Source organism: Nonomuraea sp. NPDC050540 (assembly GCF_044457485.1).
In the GTDB taxonomy this organism is placed as follows: Bacteria; Actinomycetota; Actinomycetes; order Streptosporangiales; family Streptosporangiaceae; genus Nonomuraea.
The window spans coordinates 253,324-273,961 of sequence record NZ_JBITHA010000010.1; the positions used below are offsets into that span (position 1 = coordinate 253,324).

Annotated in this window: 17 protein-coding genes; 11 read left to right on the forward strand and 6 right to left on the reverse strand. The window is 68.9% G+C overall.

Features of this window, described 5'->3' with window-relative positions; all coding sequences use genetic code 11:
* The first annotated feature begins 10 nt into the window (after positions 1-10).
* The 9 genes from glgX to ACIBI5_RS32180 all read left to right on the forward strand — a co-directional run bounded on the left by glgX (position 11) and on the right by ACIBI5_RS32180 (position 13,793).
* The gene (gene glgX, locus ACIBI5_RS32140) at positions 11-2,104 is read left to right on the forward strand and encodes a glycogen debranching protein GlgX (RefSeq protein ID WP_397252486.1); all 2,094 of its coding nucleotides are present in this window, start codon (positions 11-13) and stop codon (positions 2,102-2,104) included.
* Positions 2,097-4,289 (forward strand): malto-oligosyltrehalose synthase, encoded by a 2,193-nt coding sequence (treY, locus tag ACIBI5_RS32145; protein WP_397252487.1) that lies wholly within the window; start codon positions 2,097-2,099, stop codon positions 4,287-4,289. The genes glgX and treY overlap by 8 nt, the downstream gene beginning before the upstream one ends.
* Entirely contained in the window at positions 4,289-6,001 is a 1,713-nt protein-coding gene (gene treZ, locus ACIBI5_RS32150; protein ID WP_397252488.1) for a malto-oligosyltrehalose trehalohydrolase, read from the forward strand. Before treY ends, treZ begins: the two co-directional genes overlap by 1 nt.
* 168 nt (positions 6,002-6,169) lie before the next feature.
* The gene (locus ACIBI5_RS32155) at positions 6,170-7,147 is read left to right on the forward strand and encodes an ABC transporter permease (RefSeq protein ID WP_397252489.1); all 978 of its coding nucleotides are present in this window, start codon (positions 6,170-6,172) and stop codon (positions 7,145-7,147) included.
* 3 nt (positions 7,148-7,150) lie between these two features.
* On the forward strand, positions 7,151-7,996 hold the full coding sequence (locus ACIBI5_RS32160; protein WP_397252490.1) for an ABC transporter permease: 846 nt from the start codon (positions 7,151-7,153) through the stop codon (positions 7,994-7,996).
* Positions 7,993-10,062 (forward strand): dipeptide ABC transporter ATP-binding protein, encoded by a 2,070-nt coding sequence (locus tag ACIBI5_RS32165; RefSeq protein WP_397252491.1) that lies wholly within the window; start codon positions 7,993-7,995, stop codon positions 10,060-10,062. Before ACIBI5_RS32160 ends, ACIBI5_RS32165 begins: the two co-directional genes overlap by 4 nt.
* Entirely contained in the window at positions 10,059-11,768 is a 1,710-nt protein-coding gene (locus ACIBI5_RS32170) for an ABC transporter family substrate-binding protein (RefSeq protein WP_397252492.1), read from the forward strand. Before ACIBI5_RS32165 ends, ACIBI5_RS32170 begins: the two co-directional genes overlap by 4 nt.
* Before the next feature lie 171 nt (positions 11,769-11,939).
* Complete coding sequence (locus ACIBI5_RS32175) at positions 11,940-12,863, forward strand: hypothetical protein (RefSeq protein ID WP_397252493.1); 924 nt, start codon at positions 11,940-11,942, stop codon at positions 12,861-12,863.
* A gap of 156 nt (positions 12,864-13,019) precedes the next feature.
* Positions 13,020-13,793: an SAM-dependent methyltransferase gene (locus ACIBI5_RS32180; protein WP_397252494.1), complete on the forward strand. Its 774-nt coding sequence runs from the start codon at positions 13,020-13,022 to the stop codon at positions 13,791-13,793.
* Positions 13,794-13,916: 123 nt separating this feature from the next.
* On the opposite strand, the gene ACIBI5_RS32185 is transcribed toward ACIBI5_RS32180, so the two are convergent.
* Positions 13,917-15,503 (reverse strand): FAD-dependent monooxygenase, encoded by a 1,587-nt coding sequence (locus ACIBI5_RS32185; RefSeq protein WP_397252565.1) that lies wholly within the window; start codon positions 15,501-15,503, stop codon positions 13,917-13,919.
* A 563-nt stretch (positions 15,504-16,066) separates the two neighbouring features.
* Here ACIBI5_RS32185 and ACIBI5_RS32190 point away from each other — a divergent pair.
* Positions 16,067-16,240: a hypothetical protein gene (locus tag ACIBI5_RS32190; RefSeq protein WP_397252495.1), complete on the forward strand. Its 174-nt coding sequence runs from the start codon at positions 16,067-16,069 to the stop codon at positions 16,238-16,240.
* Positions 16,241-16,604: 364 nt separating this feature from the next.
* Here the strand turns inward: ACIBI5_RS32190 and ACIBI5_RS32195 are convergent, their stop codons facing one another.
* From ACIBI5_RS32195 to ACIBI5_RS32210, 4 genes are all read right to left on the reverse strand, one after another.
* Complete coding sequence (locus tag ACIBI5_RS32195; protein ID WP_379609351.1) at positions 16,605-16,895, reverse strand: MTH1187 family thiamine-binding protein; 291 nt, start codon at positions 16,893-16,895, stop codon at positions 16,605-16,607.
* A 315-nt stretch (positions 16,896-17,210) separates the two neighbouring features.
* Complete coding sequence (locus ACIBI5_RS32200; protein WP_184966041.1) at positions 17,211-17,531, reverse strand: hypothetical protein; 321 nt, start codon at positions 17,529-17,531, stop codon at positions 17,211-17,213.
* Between the two features lie 17 nt (positions 17,532-17,548).
* Positions 17,549-18,169 (reverse strand): response regulator, encoded by a 621-nt coding sequence (locus ACIBI5_RS32205; RefSeq protein ID WP_397252496.1) that lies wholly within the window; start codon positions 18,167-18,169, stop codon positions 17,549-17,551.
* Positions 18,166-19,317 carry a sensor histidine kinase gene (locus ACIBI5_RS32210; RefSeq protein WP_397252497.1) on the reverse strand — a complete coding sequence of 384 codons (1,152 nt, stop codon included), beginning with the start codon at positions 19,315-19,317 and terminating at the stop codon, positions 18,166-18,168. The genes ACIBI5_RS32205 and ACIBI5_RS32210 overlap by 4 nt, the downstream gene beginning before the upstream one ends.
* A gap of 128 nt (positions 19,318-19,445) precedes the next feature.
* Here ACIBI5_RS32210 and ACIBI5_RS32215 point away from each other — a divergent pair, with 128 nt between their 5' ends.
* Positions 19,446-19,871: a DoxX family protein gene (locus ACIBI5_RS32215; protein ID WP_397252498.1), complete on the forward strand. Its 426-nt coding sequence runs from the start codon at positions 19,446-19,448 to the stop codon at positions 19,869-19,871.
* On the opposite strand, the gene ACIBI5_RS32220 is transcribed toward ACIBI5_RS32215, so the two are convergent.
* On the reverse strand, positions 19,868-20,545 hold the full coding sequence (locus ACIBI5_RS32220) for a uracil-DNA glycosylase (RefSeq protein WP_184966034.1): 678 nt from the start codon (positions 20,543-20,545) through the stop codon (positions 19,868-19,870). The genes ACIBI5_RS32215 and ACIBI5_RS32220 overlap by 4 nt on opposite strands.
* Positions 20,546-20,638 lie beyond the last annotated feature (93 nt).

Sequence of the window (20,638 nt, forward strand, 5' to 3'; positions counted from 1 at the left end):
GGAGCCGTCGATGATCGAGCTTTGGCCGGGAGACCCTTACCCGCTGGGTGCGACCTATGACGGGGCGGGCACCAACTTCGCGCTCTTCAGCGAGGTGGCCGAGCGGGTCGAGCTGTGCCTGTTCGACGAGGACGGCAAGGAGAGCGCGGTCCGGCTGAGCGAGTGCGACGGGTTCGTCTGGCACGGGTACCTGCCCGGCATCGGACCCGGCCACCGGTACGGCTACCGCGTCCACGGCCCCCACGACCCGGCCAGGGGCCTGCGCTGCAACCCGGCCAAGCTCCTCCTGGACCCGTACGCCAAGGCGATCGAGGGCGAGGTGACCTGGGACGAGGCGGTATACGGGTACATGTTCGGCCGCCCGGAGACGATGAACGAGGCGGACTCCGCCCCGTTCATGCCCAGGTCGGTGGTGGTCAACCCGTTCTTCGGATGGGGTCACGACCGGCCACCGGCGACGCCGTACCACGACACGGTCATCTACGAGGCGCACGTACGGGGACTGACGATCACCAACCCGAAGATCCCCGAGCGGATCCGCGGGACCTACGCCGCCCTGGGCCACCCGGAGATCCTCGACCACCTGACGAAGCTCGGGGTGACCGCCCTGGAGCTGATGCCGGTGCACCAGTTCGTCACCGACGACTTCCTGAGCCAGCGCGGGCTGAGCAACTACTGGGGCTACAACTCGATCGGGTTCTTCGCCCCGCACAACCGCTACTCCAGCCAGGGCCAGCGCGGCGGGCAGGTGCTGGAGTTCAAGGCGATGGTCAGGGCGCTGCACGAGGCGGACATCGAGGTCATCCTCGACGTGGTCTACAACCACACGGCCGAGGGCAACCACCTGGGCCCCACGCTGAGCTTCAAGGGCATCGACAACACCCACTACTACCGGCTGGCCGACGGCGACCCGCGCCACTACCTGGACACGACCGGCACCGGCAACAGCCTGTTCATGCGCAGCCCGCACGTCCTGCAGATGATCATGGACTCGCTGCGCTACTGGGTGATCGAGATGCACGTGGACGGCTTCCGCTTCGACCTGGCCTCGACGCTGGCCAGGGAACTGCACGAGGTGGACCGGCTGAGCGCCTTCTTCGACCTGGTGCAGCAGGACCCGGTGTTGTCGCAGGTCAAGCTGATCGCCGAGCCCTGGGACCTCGGGCCCGGCGGGTACCAGGTGGGCAACTTCCCCTCCCGCTGGACCGAGTGGAACGGCCGCTACCGCGACACCATCCGCGACCTGTGGCGCGGGCAGCCGGCGACGCTGCCCGAGTTCGGCTCGCGCTTCACCGGCTCCAGCGACCTCTACCAGGACGACAGCCGCCGCCCCGCCGCCTCGATCAACTTCGTCACCTGCCATGACGGGTTCACGTTGCAGGACCTGGTCTCGTACAACGACAAGCACAACGAGGCCAACCAGGAGGGCAACCGCGACGGCACCGACGACAACCGCTCCTGGAACTGCGGCGCGGAGGGCCAGGCGGGGCCCCAGATCGAGGCGCTGCGCGAGCAGCAGAAGCGCAACTTCCTGACCACGCTCTTCCTGTCACAGGGCGTGCCGATGATCTCCCACGGCGACGAGCTGGGCCGCACGCAGCAGGGCAACAACAACGGCTACTGCCAGGACAACGAGCTGACCTGGGTCGACTGGTCGGACGTGCGGGAGAACTGGCTGCTGCTGGAGTTCACCCAGCGGCTGGCCGCACTGCGCAGACGGCACCCGGTCTTCCGCCGCCGGCGCTTCTTCTACGGCCGGCCCGTGCGCGGCCTGGCCGACATCGCCTGGCTGACCCCGGCGGGCGAGGAGATGACCAACGGCGACTGGGAGGCCGGCTTCGCCAAGTCGCTGGCGGTCTTCCTGAACGGCGAGGCCATCACCGAGCCCGACCGCCGAGGCCGCACGATCAGGGACGACTCGTTCCTGCTGCTGTTCAACGCGCACCACGAAACCATCCGATTCACCGTCCCCAAGGATTACGGCGACATGTGGCAGACCGAGATCGATACCGCGATGCCGATCAGCGTGGGTGTGGCGACGTGCCGCGCCGGGGAGGGCGTGGCCGTGACCGGCCGCAGTGTGCGGGTGCTGCGCCGTGTCTAAGCCGACCTCGACCTACCGCGTACAGCTCACGCCGGACTTCGGCTTCGCGCAGGTGGCCGAGATCGCCCCGTACCTGCGGGAGCTGGGCGTCAGCCATGTGTACCTGTCGCCGATCCTCCAGGCGACGCCGGGCTCGCTGCACGGCTACGACGTCATCGACCACTCCAGCATCAGGGCGGAGTTCGGCGGCGCGGCGGGCCTGCGCGAGCTGGCCGAGCAACTGGCCGCGCACGATCTGGCCATCGTCATGGACATCGTGCCCAACCACATGAACACCGAGAACGCGCAGTTCCGGTCAGTTCTCAAGGACGGTACGGCCTCGCCGTACGCGAACTGGTTCGACATCGAGTGGGCCGGCGGGAAGGTCGCGCTGCCGGTGCTGGGCGACGGCGCCGAGCCCAAGGTCGACGGCGACGTGCTGCGCTACTACGAGCATGAGTATCCCCATCCGGGGCACTACCGGCTGGTTCCTTACACCGAGGGGCCCGGCTACCGGCGCTTCTTCGACGTGTCGTCGCTGATCGGGCTGCGGGTGGAGGACCCCGCGGTGCTGTTCGCCACCCATGAGGTGATCTTCTGGCTGCTCGACGAGGGGCTGGTCGAAGGGCTGCGGGTGGACCATCCGGACGGCCTGGCCGACCCGCGCGGCTACCTGGAGTCGCTGCGCCGGCGTTCCGGCGGCGTGTGGACGGTCGTGGAGAAGATCCTCATCGGCGAGGAGCGGCTGCCGGACGACTGGGCCTGCGACGGCACGACCGGATACGAGGTCCTGAACCGGATCACCCGCCTGTTCGTCGATCCGGCCGGGGCCGATCCGCTCATCAGCCAGTTCGTCCGGCGTACCGGGCAGAGCGCCGACTACCGGGCGGTGGTCGCGCGCTCCAAGCGCGAGGTCATCGAGCTGTTCTTCACCGCCGAGGTCGGGCGGCTGGCGCGGGCCGCCGGCGCCGATCCGGCCGAGGTCGCGGAGTTGCTGGCCGCCATGCCGGTCTACCGCGCCTACGTGACGCCGGGCGAGCCGCCGCCGCCCGCGTCGGTCGAGCTCATCGAGGAGATCGCCACTCCGAAGACGCGGGAACTCGCCCAGAAGATCCTGTACGGCCCCGCCGAGGCGGTCACCAGGTTCCAGCAGAGCACCGGGCCGGTCATGGCCAAGGGCGTGGAGGACACGGCGCTGTACCGGTGGTATCCGCTCGCCGCGCTCAACGAGGTGGGCGGGGAGCCGGACGTCTTCGGGATCGAGGTCAAGGAGTTCCACGAGTTCTGCGCCGGGATGCGGCCGCACACGATGACGACGCTGTCGACGCACGACACCAAGCGCTCGGAGGACGTGCGGGCCCGGCTGACGGTGCTGTCGGAGATGCCCGAGGAGTGGGCTCGGGTGGTGGCGGACTGGTCGTCGGCGCTGAGCTTCGACCCGCACCTCGACTACCTGGCGTGGCAGAACCTGCTCGGCGCCTGGCCGATCACGCCGGAACGCTTCGCCGCCCATCTGCTGAAGGCCGCGCGGGAGGCCAAGACCAGGACGTCCTGGGTCAGGCTGGATGCGGCATATGAGAAGGGGCTGCGCGAGTTCGCCGTCCAGGCGACGCGGCTGCCGGTGGGGGAGTTCGCGGCGGAGATCGAGCCGTACGCGATGGCGAACTCGCTAGGGGCCAAGCTCGTGCAGCTCATGATGCCCGGCGTCCCCGACGTCTACCAGGGCAATGAGATGACCGACTTCTCCCTCGTCGACCCGGACAACCGGCGGCCCGTCGACTTCGGCCGCCGCCCCGCCAACGCCTGGGACGCCACCAAGCTCCTGCTCACCAGCCAGGCGTTGCGCCTGCGCCGCCGGCTGCCGCCCGCCGCGCCGTACCTGCCGCTGTTCGCGACGGGCGAGGCGGAGGAGCACGCGATCGCCTTCGCGCGCGGCTGCATCGGAGCGCAGGAGCTCGGAGGGAGAGAGCGAGGCACGAGCCAACGAGCTCAGAAGCGGGCGCGACCATCAAACGCAGCGGTCGCGGTCGCGGTCGCCACCCGCCTTCCCGTACGGCTGGCGCGCCGCGGCGGCTGGGCCGCCACCACGCTCATGCTGCCACCGGGATCCTGGCACGACCTGCTGACGGGCAGCCGCTACACCGGCCGCATTCCCCTGGCCCACCTGTTGTGCCGCAACCCCGTCGCCTTGCTGGAGCGAACCTGATGCGATTTGACGTGTGGGCGCCTCGTGCCACGACCGTCGAGATCGAGCTGCCCGAGGGGCGGCGGCCGTTGCGGGCGGGCAAGGACGGCTGGTGGGGCGCCGAGGTGGCGGAGGCGGGGCACGGCACGCCGTACTCCTTCGTGCTGGACGGCGACGGCCCCTACCCCGATCCGCGCTCGCGGCGGCAGCCCGAGGGGATCTTCGGCCCCAGCATGGTCTACGACCACGCCCACTACACCTGGAGCGACCACGACTGGACCGGCCGCGACCTGCGCGGATCGGTGATCTACGAGCTGCACATCGGCGCGTTCACCCCCGAGGGCACCTTCGCCTCGGCGATCGAGCGGCTGGACCACCTGGTCGAGCTGGGCGTCGACCTCGTGGAGGTCATGCCGATCGTCCCGGTGCCCGGCGGGCGCAACTGGGGCTACGACGGCGTCGACCTCTACGCGGTCAACGAGACCTATGGCGGGCCCGACGGGTTCAAGTCGTTCGTGGACGCCTGCCACGGCAAGGGTCTGGGCGTCGTGCTCGACGTGGTCTACAACCACCTCGGCCCGTCGGGCAACTTCCTGCACCCGTTCGGCCCGTACCTGACCGGCACCCAGGGCAGCTACTGGGGCGAGGCGGTCAACCTGGACGGCCCGCAGTCGGACGAGGTACGCCGCTACTTCATCGAGAACGCTCTGCAGTGGCTGCGCGACTACCACGTGGACGGGCTGCGGCTCGACGCGGTCCACGCGCTGCACGACCGCCGCGCCACGCATCTGCTGGCGGAGCTGTCGGCGGAGGTGGACGCGCTGTCGTGCGCGCTCGGCCGCCCGCTGTCGCTGATCGCCGAGTCCGACCTCAACGACCCGCGCATGGTCACGCCGCTGGAGGCCGGCGGCCTCGGCATGACGGCGCAGTGGAACGACGACGTCCACCACGCCCTGCACTGCGCGGTCAGCGGCGAGAACCACGGCTACTACGGCGACTTCGCCGGCCTGCGGTCGCTGGCCAAGGCACTGACCTCGGGATTCGTGCACGACGGAGGCTACTCCACCTTCCGCGGCCGCTCCCACGGCGCCTCGGCGCGCGGGGTGCCGGGCCACCGCTTCGTCTGCTGCCTGCAGAATCACGACCAGATCGGCAACCGCCCCGCCGGCGACCGGCTGCCGATGACGGCGCTGAAGCTGGGGGCCGGGTTGCTGCTGGCCTCGCCGTACACGCCGATGCTGTTCATGGGGGAGGAGTGGGGGGCGCGCTCGCCGTTCCTGTTCTTCTCCGACCACGTGGAGCCCTCGCTGCGCGAGGGCGAGTCGGCGCGCAGGGCGCGGGAGTTCGAGGGTTTCGGGTACGACTGGGACGCGCCGGACCCGTCGTCGGAGGAGGCGTTCCAGCGGTCCAAGCTCGACTGGAGCGAGCTGAAGGACGAAGAGCACTGGACGCTGCTGAGCTGGTACCGGGATCTCATCGCCCTGCGGAAGGCGTTTCCCGAGCTCGCCGATCCCCGTCTGGACCGGGTCCGCGTGGAGGTGGGACCTCTTGACCGCTGGCTGATCCTGTGGCGGGGATCACTTTGCGTAATCGTAAATTTTTGTCCGGATTCTGTGACACTGCCTCTCCGTGGAGGCACCGTTATCTTGGCTGCGGATGACCGTGTTTCCGCAGGTCCGAAGGGTTTACTGATCCCTGGACAGTCGGTGGTGATCTACCGTTCAGTAATCTGACCGTAACTTTGCCCCGTTGCGGACTGTTACGTTTCGCCAGATATTCTGCGCTTCGGCCGTGACTGATGCGTCAAGTGGTTTCTCACAACGCGGAACGGCCTTTTCGTTGCGGGGGCGAACACTCCACCCCAGGACCTTCTGGCCCCCGTTCAGCGCGAACGGAGGGTAATGGGCAAGTACCTGCTGCGCAGGTTGGCGATCAACGTGATCTTGGTCGCTATCGCGGCCAGTCTGGCTTACCTCCTCGCCGCGTCGAGTCTGAACCCCCAGGTCAACTTCAAGGGACGTAACCCTCCCGTCCCCGAGGCGACCATCGACAAGACGCTCGACCAGTACAACCTCAACCCCAAGAAGCCGCTGCTCGAGCGGTACGGCACGTGGGCGTCCGGGGTGGTCAAGGGCGACTTCGGCCAGACGTGGGAAGGCGACTCGGTCAACGAGGAGATGGGCCGCAGGATGGGCGTCAGCTTGCGCCTCCTGCTGATCGGAACGATCCTCGGCTCCGGGCTCGGCGTGCTCATCGGCGCCTTCGCCGCGGTACGCCAGTACAAACTCAGCGACCGGGTGATCGGCGTCTCGTCATTCGTGATCATGGCGGTGCCGGTCTTCGTCATGGCCACGATGCTGATCCTCGCCGCGACCGGGCTCAACAACGCCGCGGGATCGAAGCTGATCGAGTTCGTGGGTGAATACTCGCCCGGCCTGACCGGCTGGGACCAGTTCGCCAACCGGCTCGTCCACCTGATCCTGCCGACGATCTCCCTGTGCCTCGGCCAGATCGCCTTCTACAGCCGGATCCAGCGGAACATGATGCTCGACGTGCTCGGCCAGGACTTCGTCCGCACGGCCATGGCCAAGGGGCTGCGGCGCCGTACCGCGTTGTTCAGGCACGCGCTGCGCACCGCGCTGATCCCCGCCGCGACCTACTTCGCCTTCGCCTTCGGCACGCTGCTCACCGGCGCCACGTTCACCGAGAAGATCTTCGGCTGGCACGGCATGGGCGCCTGGCTGGTCGACTCGATCAACCAGCACGACGTGAACTCCGTCGCGGCGGTCAGCACCTTCGCGGCCGCCTGCGTCCTCGTGGCCGGTTTCCTGTCCGACCTGGCGGTCGCCGCCCTCGACCCCCGAGTCCGGGTGAGCTGACAGATGCGTAGCAAGGTCGTTCTCCGACGCCTGGTCAAGAACAAGCAGACGCGCTACGGCCTCATCGGCGTGCTCCTCCTGCTGATCCTGGCCTACGTGGGCCCGTTCGTGGCCCCCTACGAATGGTCCGACAAGGACTTCATGGCCTTCATGCAGCCCCCGGGGCCCGACCACTGGTGGGGCACCACGCAGACCGGCGGCGACGTCTTCGCCAACACCCTGCGCGGCCTGCAGAAGTCGCTCGTCATCGGCTTCCTCGTGGCGCTGATCTCCACCGGCCTCGCCGCCCTCGTCGGCGCCGCCGCCGGCTACTTCGGCGGCTGGGTCGACCGCATCCTCATGTGGGGCGTCGACCTGCTGCTGGTCCTGCCCAGCTTCCTGATCATCGCCATCCTCTCGCCGCGGCTCAAGGGCGGCACCTGGCTGCTGTTCGTCCTGCTGCTCGCGCTGTTCGGATGGATGATCACATCCCGGGTGGTCCGCAGCATGACGCTGTCGCTGCGCGAGCGTGAATATGTGCTGGCCGCCCGGTACATGGGCATCCCCGGCTGGCGGATCATCCTGCGGCACGTGCTGCCGAACCTGTCGTCGCTCCTGATCATCGACGCCACGCTGAACGTCAGCGGCGCCATCATCGGCGAGACCTCGCTGTCCTTCTTCGGCTTCGGCGTCCAGGCGCCCGACGTCTCCCTCGGCACCCTGATCGCCGACGGCTCCGGCACCAGCACGGTCATCTCGTATCCGTGGCTCTTCCTCTTCCCCGCGGGCCTCCTGGTGGCGCTGGTGCTCAGCGTCAACCTGATCGGCGACGGCCTGCGCGACGCGCTCGACCCCGGGAGCACCTCATGAGCATCCTCGAGGTGAAGGACCTCACCGTCACGTTCCCCGGCGGCATCGAGGCCGTCCGCGGCGTGAACTACTCGGTCTCACGCGGAGAAGTGCTCGGCATCGTCGGCGAGTCCGGCTCGGGCAAGTCCGTGACCTCCCTGGCCGTCATGGGCCTGCTGCCGCGCAACGCCGTGGTCAGCGGCTCGGTGAAGCTGCACGGCCGCGAACTGCTCGGCATGTCGGAAGACGAGCAGATCAAGGTACGCGGCAAGACGATCAGCATGATCTTCCAGGATCCGCTGTCGGCCTTCACCCCCGTCTACACGATCGGCGACCAGATCGCGGAAGCCGTCCGCATCCACCAGAAGGTGGGCAAGGACAAGGCCGCGCGCAAGGCCGTCGAACTGCTCGACCTGGTCGGCATCCCGCACCCCGGCGTGCGGGCCAAGTCGTTCCCGCACGAGTTCTCCGGCGGCATGCGCCAGCGCGCGATGATCGCCATGGCCATCGCCAACGACCCCGACCTGCTCATCTGCGACGAGCCCACCACCGCCCTCGATGTCACGATCCAGGCCCAGGTGCTGGAGGTGCTCAAGACCGCGCAGCGGGAGACCGGCGCCGGCATCGTGATGATCACCCACGACCTGGGCGTCATCGCGGGCATGGCCGACCGGGTGCTCGTCATGTACGCGGGCAAGCCGGTCGAGCAGGGGCCGGTGGACGAGATCTACTACCGGCCGCGCATGCCGTACACGATGGGGCTTCTCGCTTCGATCCCGCGGATCGACGGCGAGGAGGGGCCGCTGGTCCCCATCGAGGGCAACCCGCCCTCCCCGGCGGCGCTGCCGCCCGGCTGCCCGTTCGCGCCGCGCTGCCCGATGAAGATCGACGCCTGCGACGACGAGGAGCCGCCGCTCACCGAGATCGGCGGCGGGCGGCACGTGGCCTGCATCCGCTCGCGCGAGATCGAGCACAAGGGTCTGACCGGCGCCGACGTCTTCCCCGTCCCGGTGATCCCGCCGAGCGACGTGGTGAGGGTGCCGCGCGAGCGGCGTGCCACGGTGCTGGAGCTCAACGACCTCATCCGGCACTACCCGCTGATGAAGGGCGCGGTCTTCAAACGCCGCGTCGGCACCGTGCACGCCGTGGACGGCATCAGCTTCGACGTCGCCGAGGGCGAGACGCTGGCACTGGTCGGCGAGTCGGGCTGCGGCAAGACGACCACGCTCCAGCAGATCATGCAGCTTGAGCCGCCGCAGAGCGGCCGCATCGTCGTGCTCGGCAAGGACAGCGGCAAGCTCGGCAAGGAGGACCGCAAGGCGCTCCGCGGCGACCTGCAGATCGTCTTCCAGGACCCGATGGCCGCGCTCGACCCGCGCATGCCGGTCGGCGACATCGTCGCCGAGCCGCTGCGCGCCCACGGCCGCAAGAACGTCGACCAGCGCGTGGCGGAACTGCTCACGCTGGTCGGCCTCGACCCGAGCTACGCAGAGCGCTACCCGCAGCACTTCTCCGGCGGTCAGCGCCAGCGCATCGGCATCGCCCGCGCGCTCGCCCTGGAGCCCAAGCTGCTCGTCCTCGACGAGCCGGTCTCCGCCCTCGACGTCTCCATCCAGGCCGGTGTCATCAACCTGCTGGAGGAGCTGAAGAACACGCTCGGGCTGTCCTACCTGTTCGTGGCGCACGACCTGGCCGTGGTACGGCACCTCGCCGACCGCGTCGCCGTCATGTACCTCGGCCGGATCGCCGAGATCGGCACCGTCGAGAACGTCTACGACCGCCCGGCCCACCCCTACACGCAGGCGCTGCTGTCAGCGATCCCGCTGCCCGACCCCGAGATGGAGCGCACACGCAAGCGCATCCTGCTCGAAGGCGACCTGCCCAGCCCGGCCGACCCGCCATCGGGTTGCCGGTTCCGCACCCGCTGTCCCAAGTTCGCCCGCCTCAGCGAGGCCGAGCGGCGGCGGTGTGTGGAGGAAGAGCCCTCAGTTGCTCGGCTCGCGAACGCCGTCGACCACGGTGCCGCCTGCCACTACGCGGAGGAGATCGAGGTCATCACGGCCTCGGACGATCAGGAGGAAAAGTGAAGGTTCGTTACCGGGCAGCGGCCGGACTCGCCGTCCTCGCCATGGCCGTCGCGGCCTGTGGCGGAGGTGGCGGCAGCGACGCCAAGAAGCCCAGTGCCGAGCAGTCGCAGCAGGCCCAGCAGCAGGCCGCCGCGCTGCCGGAGGTGTCCATCAACGAGACGCCGTACGAGCAGGTCCCGGACGGCGGCACGGTGAAGCTGGCGCTGCAGTCCTGGCAGACGCAGTGGAACTACAGCCAGACCCAGGGCACCAAGGGTGACGTCCGTGACGCCATGTCGCCGATGATGCCGTTCATCAGCGTCGCCGATGAAAAGGGGCAGGTCACCAACAACCCGGACTACATATCCGAGTGGAAGTCCGAGGTCGTCGACGGCAAGCAGACCGTCACCTACAAGATCAACGACAAGGCCACCTGGTCCGACGGCGAGCCGATGAGCTACAAGGACTTCCAGGCTCAGTGGAAGGCCCTGAACGGCAAGAACAAGGACTACCTGATCTCCTCGCCCGACGGTTACGACCGCATCGAGTCGGTGGAGAAGGGCGCCACCGACAAGGACGTCGTCGTCAAGTTCTCGAAGGTCTGGCCGGCCTGGCAGGGCCTGTTCAGCCCGCTCTACCCGGCGTCGGTCAACGGGACCCCCGAGGGCTTCAACAAGGCCTACCTGAACAAGATCCCGGTCACCGCCGGGCCGTTCAAGCTCGGCAAGATCGACCAGACCGCGAAGACCGTCACCGCGGTCCGCGACGACAAGTGGTGGGGCCGCAAGGCCAAGCTCGACTCGGTCGTCTTCCGCGCCATCGACCTGTCCGGCCACGTTCCGGCCTTCGCCAACGGTGAGATCGACGCCGTGGTCATCGGTGCCGACGGCGCCAAGTACCAGCAGGCCAAGGACGTCGCCGGCGCCGACATGCGCAAGGCCGCCGGTCCGATCTGGCGTCACTTCACCTTCAACGGCGCCTCCGAGGCGCTGAAGGACAAGAACGTCCGCCACGCCATCTTCATGGGCATCAACCGCACGCCCATCCTCCAGTCGGACCTCCAGGGCCTCGACTGGCCGATGCAGCCCCAGGACAACCACGTCTACGTGAACACCCAGAAGGGCTACCAGGACAACTCGGGCGGGCTGAACACCTACAACCCCGACAAGGCCAAGCAGCTGCTCGACGCGGCCGGTTGGAAGCTTGAGGGCGACGTCCGCAAGAAGGACGGCAAGGAGCTGAACATCCGCTTCATGTACTCGGCCGACCTGGCCGTGGCGAAGCAGGAGGGTGAGCTCACCCAGGCCATGCTCAAGGAGATCGGGGTCAAGGTGACCCTGGACGCGGCCGTTCCCGACAAGTTCTTCGACCGGATCAACGAGGGCGACTTCGACGTCACGCCGTTCGTGTGGGAGGGCACGCCGTTCCCGCTGGGCAACCTGTTCCAGCTGTACGGCAACCCGCCGGACTCGAAGCTGTTCAACAACAACTTCACCCGCGTGGGTTCCGCCGAGCTGGACGCCGCCATGGACGCGGCCGCCTCCGAGATCGACCCGGCCAAGGCCGTTGAGCTCGGTAACAAGGCGGACCAGATGATCTGGGACCAGGCCGGTGTGCTGCCGCTGTTCCAGCGGCCGAACATCGTGGCCGCCAAGACCGGGCTGGCCAACTACGGCGCGTTCGGGTTCTCGGACCGTGACTGGACCTCTGTCGGGCTGAAGAAGTAATTCCTGACGGGTTGCTCTGGGCCCTGGCCGGGTTCCTCCGGCCGGGGCCCTTTGCTTTTCCACAGCCCTGCTGCCACGGCGGGGGCCTTTCCCCAGAACCCCGTTCGCGTCCCCTTCCCGCACCCGCGCCTCGGCACTCTGAGGGCCTCACCGTTCATCCGGAGGCCCCCTGTGCAGATCACCTTCCCCGTGCCCGCGTCCCTGACGGCCCTGTTCGTGGTGGCCATCGAACGTCTGCGCTTCGACATCGAGGGCATGCTGCCGTGGCGCATGGGCAGACCCCACAGAAGAGCCGCGATGGCGGCGCTGGGCACGCCGCGGCTGACGTTGACCCACAGCACCGCCCAGTGGCGGCCCGGCGGAGTCGACCTCACCGAGGACGAGCGCCGTCTGCTGCGCCGTACCCGCCAGCACGTGCTGATCTCCAGCACCGCGCCACCACAGGCACTACCGGCGAGCCTCCAGGTCGCCAGGGCCGCCGCACGAGCCATCGCCGAGGAGTGCGCGGGCATGGTCGTGGACCCGCTGGCCGGCTACGCCCTGCCGTCCTGCGCCCGCTGCGCCGGCGAACCGTCCTCTTTCCGTCTGACCGACGACTGGCTGGGCTGGAGCGTGGACGTTCACGACACGGCGACCTGCCCACCCTGGAACCCCGCCGACACCCGCGCCTGCGACTGCCTGCGCGTGACATCACGGGGCCTGCGCCGCTTCGCCCTCCCCGAGATCACCCTCGACGGCGCCGCCTGCGCCCACAACCTGTGCGCCGTCAACCTGCTGCGCGCCGTGGCCCAGCGCCTCCTGACCGACCACCTGGCCTTCCTGTCGGCCAACCCCGAGGCCCGCGAACGCACCATCGACGACCACCTGCGCATCCACGACCACGCCCTGTTCTCCGACCGCCAGTCGTTCGGCGTCCGCCTGACCCCATGCGAGAGCCCCGGCTCGATCCGCCGCCTGAAGGTCGGCCCCGCTCCCGGCTCCGGCCAGATCACCTGCCTGAAGGTGGGCCCGCCGTCCGGCTTCACCGGCACCCTGAACGACTGGCTCTGCTCCACCCAGGGCGCGACCCCGGTCACCTACCTGACCGCGGCCTGACCCATCCGGTACGGCCCCGGCCACGACCTCCACCCGGGTCTGGGGCGGCCGGGTCGTGCGGTCGTGGGCCGGGCCGAGGGTATGGGCGGGGTGGCGTGCGATAGTCTCTGCGCCAATGTGGTTGCCGGTGCTCGTGGCCGGCACGGGAGGAGAACGATGAGCGAGCGGGCTCCCGCGGGCATTGACGTCCACACGCCGAACGTCGCCCGGATCTATGACTACATGCTCGGTGGCAAGGACAATTTCGCCGCAGACCGTGAGGCCGCCGAGCAGATACTCAAATCGTTCCCCGAATCACGGGAAGGCGTCCGGCTCAACCGCGAGTTCCTCGGCAACGCCGTCCGGTATCTCGCCGATGAGGCGGGGATCCGGCAGTTCATCGACATCGGGGCGGGCCTGCCCACGCAGCGGAACGTTCACGAGGTGGCCCACTCGGTCGACAAGACGGCCCGCACGGTCTACGTCGACAACGACCCGATCGTCTGCGTCCACGGCCGTGCCCTGCTCGCCAACACGCCCACCGTGGCCATGGTCGAGGCCGACCTGCGCGAACCCGAGGCGCTCCGGGCCAAGGTGGCCGCCACCACGCTGATCGACTTCGACGAGCCGGTGGCGTTGCTGATGGTGGCCGTCCTGCACTTCCTCGAAGACCCGTACGATGACGTCGCCCAGCTCCGCGACATGCTCCCGCCCGGCAGCCACATGGTGATCACCCATATGTCCATGCAGGAGAAGCGCAGCACGGACACGGACTCGGTCCGCGAGGTGTACTCCCGCGCCAGCTCAGGCGTCTACCCCCGCACGGTGCCGGACATCCGCCGCTTCTTCGGCCCCTACGAGGTACTGACCCCCGACCACTTCATCTCCCCGCACATCCTGAGCCGCTTCGCCCCTCTCGGCTGGGCCGCCGTGGCCGAACACCCTTCCTGACCTCCCACTCGGGGGACATACGGCACTCGGCCTGTGGCTCGCGAATGCGTGGGCTCAGCGTTGCCTGGTCCCTTGCGGCCCATCCGGCGGCGCGGCTTCCCCGGTGGCGGTCCGGGAGTCGCACTAGAGGCTGAGGATTTTGGTGAGGGCTTCGTGGAGGGTGGTTTCGGGGGACGGCGGCAGGGAGGGGGCGCGCCAGGCGACGTAGCCGTCCGGGCGGACCAGGACGGCGCCGGTGTCGTCGACGCCGTAGCGCTCCTGCCACTGTCCGTCCATGTCCTTGAGCTCGCCGCCGATGGGCAGCGGGGTGAGGTGGAGTGACAGGCGGTCACTCATCTTGCGCGCCGCCGTCTCCCACGCTCTTCCGCTCGGCCCGACCAGCAGGACGAAGCCCGTTCCGAACAGGTCGATCGTGGAGATCGGGTAACCGTCCCAGTCGAGGAGCATGTGGGGGGCGCGGCTGCCGGGGCGGGCGGTGGCGGTGCGGGGGTCCTCCAGGATGGAGCGGTCGTCGCCGGGTTCCGTCAGGATCGCCGTCGAGTGGTAGCGGTAACCGATCATGACCGAGAAGGGGTCCGCGATCGGCGGGGGAGAGCCCTGCGTCTGCTCGGACGGCATCCGGAAGGCCAGGTTGGCCAGCTGGCCGTCGGCCGTCAGGGCGCCGATGGGGCGGCGTTCGGCGTCGTAGGTGTCCAGGAAGTCCGGTCCGGCCTGGCCGGTGTGAACGAGCCACAGGCGCCAGGCGAGGTCGATGCCGTCCTGGAGCGCGGTGCTGCCGCCCTGGCCGCCGGTGGGCGGCATGGTGTGGGCGGCGTCCCCGGCGAAGAAGACGCGGCCCGCTCGGTAGGTATCGGCAAGGATGTGGGCGAAGGCGAAGCTGGTGGTGTCCTTGATGGTGACGTCCAGATCGGGGATGCCTACCGCCTGCCGTACCAGCTGGCGGCACCGCTCCTCGGTGAAGCCGGGGTCGGTCTCCGGGTCGTAGTAGACGCCGAACACGTGGCTGCCGACGCCGGTGCCGGTGATGATGGCGCCGGTGAGGTCAGGTGACTGCAGGTACCAGAGGGTGACCTCGCGGTCGCGCACGATGCCGGTGAGGTCGGCGTCGAACATGATCGAGTACATCTCGTTCAGCTCGCCCTTGCCGCTGGTCGGCACGCCCAGGGCGGTGCGCAACGGGCTGCGGTAGCCGTCGGCGGCCACGACGTAGTCGGCGCGGATGGTGCTCACCGCGTCGCCGGACATGATCACGGCGGTGACGCCGTCAGCGTCCTGCTCCAGGGAGATGAGTTCGGTGGAGAATCGCAGGTCGGCGCCGAACTCCTCGGCCTTGGCCCGCAGCACCCGCTCCACCTCCGACTGCGGCGCCCCCACCTGCGGCACCGGCGTGATGTCGATCAGGGAGTCGAGGTCGCCCTCGGAGGTGTCCACGATGATCTTCGGGTTGGGGTCGGTGAGGCTGCCGGCGATCGCGATGCGCATCTCGTCGCCGATGCCCTCCCAGATGCTGGTAAGTCTCGACTCGATCCCCGGCACCGACCGCACCAGCTCCATCACCCTCGGCCCCACGCCGAACGCTTTGGGCTGGATCGACGTGCTCGCATGCCGTTCGACCAGGATGACCGGCACCTCGTGCCACGCCAGCATCATCGCCGCACTGAGCCCCGCATACCCGGCACCGACCACCAGAACGGGCACCCGCTCTTCCATCTCCACCCTTTCCACCTCCGAGATGCTCGGCTTCGCGTAATATCGCGTTAGCGCGTCCGAGGGACACGATATGTCGCGTGTTGCGGCGGGTCAAGACATATCGCGTTTGTGGGTGGTTTGTTAAGATCGCCATCCTTTACGGCACAGCCGCCCCCACCGCACGGGGCCGGGCCCCGTCCAGGGAGACGCTGACGAGGCACGCGAGGGGCGGGCCGCCGTCACGAGATCCGCCTACCGGCCAGGTGGTTCAGAAGCCGGGCACCGAATCGGGCCCACCTGGCCCAGACTCCGGAAACCCACCCCGAGACATCCCGTTCTGCGGAACCCCGCCCAGAGGCGAACCGTTCTGCGGCACGCCAGCCTGAGGCGCCCCAGCCTGCGGAGTTCCAGTCTGCTGCGTGCCTGCCTGGGGCGCCCCAGCTTGTGGTGCGCCTGCTTGTGGTGCGCCTGCCTGCGGCGCACCGGTCTGTGGCAGGCCCGCCTGGGGGTCGCCGTTCTGCGGAACCCCGTTCTGCGGGACGGCCTGCTGCGGGCCGCCCGTTTGGGGGGATCCGGTCTGAGGCGTGCCTGGTTGGGTGGTGCCGGGCTGCGGGACTCCGGTGGTGTCCGGTGATGGCACGTTGGTGAAGGTGTCGCCGGAGGGCGGGGCCGACGTGGGGAAGAGGTCGATGGGCGCCGTGGAGAGCGTGTCCGCCGGGGTGGTCGTGTTGACGCTGGTGGTGGCCGTGAACACCTGAACGAGCGCCAGCACCGCGCTTGCCGTGAACGCCAGCGCGAAGGCTCCGATGACGATCGGAACCGCCAGGGGAGTCCGCATTCGCGATTTCTAGCACGCTCAGCGCAGCGAGAAAACCCCGAATACCTCGGAAAGCCGGATATATATGACCAGATCCACCACCCCCGTCAACCCCAACCAGCCAAGACCCCCAACCTGGCCAGGAACCACCAGCAAGCCAAGAACCCCAACCCGGGCCAACGGGCTCCAGCCAGCCGAGAACCCCAACCCGAGCCAAAACGGGCTCCAGACGGCCAAGGACCACCGGCCGGCCAAGGACCTCAACCGGCCAGCGGGATCACACCGGTCGACGGTGTCGGGGAGGTTCAGTCCAGGTGGCGTTCGAGGGAGTCCAGTTTGCTGGTCATTCCGTCGGTGACGCCTTCGCGGATGTCGGCCTTCAGCACGATGCTCACCCGGGGCGCGACTTCCTTCACCGCGTCGACGGCCTGCTTGATGACCGCCATCACCTCGTCCCACTCGCCCTCGATCGTGGTGAACATCGCGTCTGTCCGGTTGGGGAGTCCGCTCTCCCGTACCACCTTGACCGCACGGGCCACCGGCTCAGCGACGCCTTCGCCCACTCCCAGCGGCGTGATGGAGAATGCGACGATCACGAACCAACCTCCCACGAACTCGGCCATGCCCGAAGGCTCCCGATCCTACAAACGCCAGACCTTCTCGACGGCACCCGGGTGGTACCCGGCCGCATGATGCCCGGGGGAAGAGCCCTGCGTAGGAGGGAGGGAAGCGGGTGAAGCGGGGATGGGAATCCCGGGGGAGGAAGAGCCCGGCGCGGGAGGGACGGGGGTCGGGTGCGGGTGAGCCGGAGGTGCCGGGGTGGGCGGCCGAGGGTCGGGTGGGGAAGAGCTCTGGAAGGGGGTGGTGGGGAGCCGCTGGTCGTTGGTGAGTGGCGGCTCCCCGGGGTGTGCTCAGTGCTCGTGGTCGTGCTCTTCCTCGTCCTCACTCAGCCCGTCCGACGGCTCCACGCCCAGCACGGCTTCCCGCGGCTCAACCTCGTCGATGTGGTTGACCAGCGACAGCACGTGGTCCGGCTCGATCAGCCATTGCAGCGCCGTGGCCCCGGTCTCGTCGGCGTTGACCAGCTCGGCCTGCTCCTTGCGCTCCTCGTCGGTGAGGTCGGCGTCCTCATGGCGGATCTCGCCCAGCGCCGCGGCCTGCAGCGCGTCAACGTCGAGCACCTCCACGGTCAGCTCGACCGTGAGACGCAGGAACTTACCTTCATCACTCATGGAGCTGACTCTACGGGTTACAGCCGGATCAGGCGCCGCTCCACGGCGCACCGGACGGCCGCGGTTCTGCTGTCGACGCCCAGCTTGTCGTAGACGTGGGCGAGATGCGTCTTGACGGTGGCCTCGCTGATGAACATGGCCTTGCTGATCTCACGGTTGGAACGGCCGGCCGCCAGAAGTTCGAGGATCTCGATCTCCCGCTGGCTGAGCGCGAGCTGGGGGCTGCGGAAGCGCTGGGCCAGCCGGGACGCCACGGGCGGCGACAGGGCGGTCTCGCCGCTCGCGGCGGTGCGCAGGGCCGCGAACAGCTCTTCGGGGGGCGACTCCTTCAGCAGGTAGCCGACGGCACCGGCTTCGAGGGCACGCAGGATGTCGGCGTCGGAGTCGTACGTGGTGAGCACGACCACCTTGGGCGCCCCCGGCAGGGCGGCGATCTGCCGGGTGGCCTCCAGGCCGTCGATGCCCTCGCCCATCTGGAGGTCCATGAGGACGAGGTCGGGGGCCAGGTAGGCGCTCTGCCGTACCGCTTCCTCTCCGTCGGCGGCTTCACCGGCGACGGTGAAGTCCTCCTGTGCGGCGAGCATCGCGGCCAGGCCCGCCCGCACCACGGGGTGGTCGTCGACCAGCAGGATCCTCATGCGTACACCTTCACGGCCACCACGGTGCCCTCGCCGGGCACGCTGTCCACGGTCGCCGTGCCGCCGAGTGACTCGGCGCGCTGGCGGATGGCCTTCAGGCCGTAGCCCCGGCCCCGGCCGGAGGTGGGGCTGGCGGGGTCGAAGCCGACGCCGTCGTCCATGACGTCGAGGGTGACGGTGTCGGGCAGATAGGTGAGCGTGACCACGACGGTGCCGGCGCGGGCGTGCTGGGCGGCGTTGGCGAGGGCGCCCTGGGCGATGCGCAGGAGTTCGCCCTCCACGCCCGGGTCGAGCTTGCGTGGTGTGCCTTCCACGCGTACCTGGACGGTGTCGGCGACCTTGCGGAGGGCTTCGGGGAGGGAACGTTCGTCGAGGGCGGGCGGGGCCAGGTCGTGGACGAAGCGCCTGGCTTCTGCGAGGTTCTCGCGGGCGGCCACCGCGGCCTGGCGCACGTGGGCGTGGGCCTTGCCGTTGTCGGCGTCCCATTCCTGGTCGGCGGCGTTGAGCAGCATGTGCATGCTGGACAGGCCCTGTGCGAGCGTGTCGTGGATCTCGCGCGAGAGCCGTACCCGCTCCTGGAGGACGCCGGCGGCGCGCTCGGACTCCGCGAGCGCGTCCCGCGCCCGCATGAGGTCGTCGATGAGCTCCTGGCGGCGGACGTTCTCGTGGTGGAGGCGGCGGTAGTTGAACATGCTCATCGTGGCGATCGCGATCGGCGCGACGAGCGGGGCGGGGTCCCAGTTGGTGCGCGCGTGGAACTCGCCGACGACCGCGGCGACCGCCGCGAGATATCCCACCAGGGGTACGGCCAGCCGCATCGGCAGCACGATGAGCACAAGGAAGAACAGCGGGATCGCCGACCAGCTGAAGCATGGCGTGGTCAGCGTGAGCGGCGTCCAGGCGACGATCATGGCGCCCACCCAGGCGACCTGCTGCCGTCCCGGCTTGGCCCACGCGACTCCGCCGGCATAAAGGGAGCAGAAAGCGGCCACCGCGACGAGCCTGATCACGTCGAGCTGCGACACGCCGCCGCCGTAGGAGAGCATCCGTACGGTACAAGCCGCCATCGTGAGATAAAAGCCCAGGTGGACGACTCGCGGGAAACCGTCCTCGAAGGTCATCGGCTGCCGCAGGGAAAGCACGCTCATCCCTTCTTGGTACCAGGAGCGTGCGGTGCCCGGATCATCCTTTTGGATGATCGGAGACCAACCATGCGCCCGTCCCGCCACCCGGCCTGGACCGGAAGGCTTGACCACGACCGGAAAGGAGACTTCACATGATCGAAAAAATTCGGCCGTTCTCCCTGCTGATCGGACGTGTGGTGCTCGGGGCCGTGTTCCTCGTGCACGGCCTGCAGAAGTTCACCGTCATGGGGATCCCGGGCGTGACCGGCTTCTTCGAGTCGCTCGGCGTCCCGCTTCCCGGCGTGGCCGCGCCGCTGGTCGCGATCCTGGAGGTGGGGGGTGGCGTCGCCCTCATCGTGGGCGCGGCCCTGCCCGTCGTCGGCACGCTGCTCGCCGTCGACATGCTCGGCGCCATCGTCCTGGTTCACTTCCAGAACGGCTTCGCCGTCGACAAGGGCGGCTACGAGTTCGTCCTCACGCTGGCCGCGGCCAGCCTGGTGATCGCGTTCAGCGAGGGCGGCGCACTGGCCGTCGACAACGTCTGGCGGCGCAAGCGCGCCCTCGCCGTGGTGCGTTAGGGGAGCTTCCACTCCACGGGCGCCGCGCCCTGCTGGACCAGCAGCTCGTTGGCGCGGCTGAACGGCCGCGAGCCGAAGAAGCCGCTGCGCGCCGAGAGCGGAGACGGGTGCGCGGACTCGATCCGCGGCACGTCACCCAGCATCGGGGCGAGGTTGCGGGCGTCGCGGCCCCACAGAATGGCCACCATCGGCTTACTACGCGCGACCAGAGCGCGAATGGCCTGCTCGGTGACCTCCTCCCAGCCCTTGCCGCGGTGGGAGGCGGGCTTGCCCGGCATCACGGTCAGGACCCTGTTGAGCAGGAGCACACCCTGCTCGGCCCACGGCGTCAGATCGCCGTTGGCGGGCCTGGGCAGGCCGAGGTCGCTCTCCATCTCCTTGTAGATGTTGAGCAGGCTGCCCGGCAGCGGGCGTACGTCGGCCGCGACCGAGAACGACAGCCCGATGGGGTGGCCCGGGGTGGGATAGGGATCCTGGCCCACGATCAGCACCTTGACCTCGTCGAAGGGCTGGCTGAAGGCGCGCAGCACGTGCGCGCCCGCGGGGAGGTATTGCCGGCCTTCGGCGATCTCCTTGCGGAGGAACTCACCCATGGTGGAGATTCGCTCGGAAACGGGCTCAAGCGCCGCGGCCCAACCGGCCTCGACGACTTCGTTCAGGGGACGACCTGCCATGGCCGTTGAGCCTATCCAGCTCTGGTACGGCTTGCGCCGCAAACGCGGGCACAAGCGGTACCAAAACGATCACACACCTGGGATCCGGGTGGC

Excerpts from the sequence above, each read along its gene's own strand:
- ACIBI5_RS32205 (WP_397252496.1), bottom strand. The coding sequence starts at position 18,169 with ATGAGGATCCTGCTGGTCGACGACCACCCCGTGGTGCGGGCGGGCCTG.
- ACIBI5_RS32220 (WP_184966034.1), bottom strand. The coding sequence starts at position 20,545 with ATGGCAGGTCGTCCCCTGAACGAAGTCGTCGAGGCCGGTTGGGCCGCG.
- ACIBI5_RS32210 (WP_397252497.1), bottom strand. The coding sequence starts at position 19,317 with ATGAGCGTGCTTTCCCTGCGGCAGCCGATGACCTTCGAGGACGGTTTC.
- ACIBI5_RS32160 (WP_397252490.1), top strand. The coding sequence starts at position 7,151 with ATGCGTAGCAAGGTCGTTCTCCGACGCCTGGTCAAGAACAAGCAGACG.
- treZ (WP_397252488.1), top strand. The coding sequence starts at position 4,289 with ATGCGATTTGACGTGTGGGCGCCTCGTGCCACGACCGTCGAGATCGAG.
- ACIBI5_RS32185 (WP_397252565.1), bottom strand. The coding sequence starts at position 15,503 with ATGGAAGAGCGGGTGCCCGTTCTGGTGGTCGGTGCCGGGTATGCGGGG.
- ACIBI5_RS32155 (WP_397252489.1), top strand. The coding sequence starts at position 6,170 with ATGGGCAAGTACCTGCTGCGCAGGTTGGCGATCAACGTGATCTTGGTC.
- ACIBI5_RS32200 (WP_184966041.1), bottom strand. The coding sequence starts at position 17,531 with ATGAGTGATGAAGGTAAGTTCCTGCGTCTCACGGTCGAGCTGACCGTG.
- glgX (WP_397252486.1), top strand. The coding sequence starts at position 11 with ATGATCGAGCTTTGGCCGGGAGACCCTTACCCGCTGGGTGCGACCTAT.
- ACIBI5_RS32180 (WP_397252494.1), top strand. The coding sequence starts at position 13,020 with ATGAGCGAGCGGGCTCCCGCGGGCATTGACGTCCACACGCCGAACGTC.
- ACIBI5_RS32215 (WP_397252498.1), top strand. The coding sequence starts at position 19,446 with ATGATCGAAAAAATTCGGCCGTTCTCCCTGCTGATCGGACGTGTGGTG.
- ACIBI5_RS32165 (WP_397252491.1), top strand. The coding sequence starts at position 7,993 with ATGAGCATCCTCGAGGTGAAGGACCTCACCGTCACGTTCCCCGGCGGC.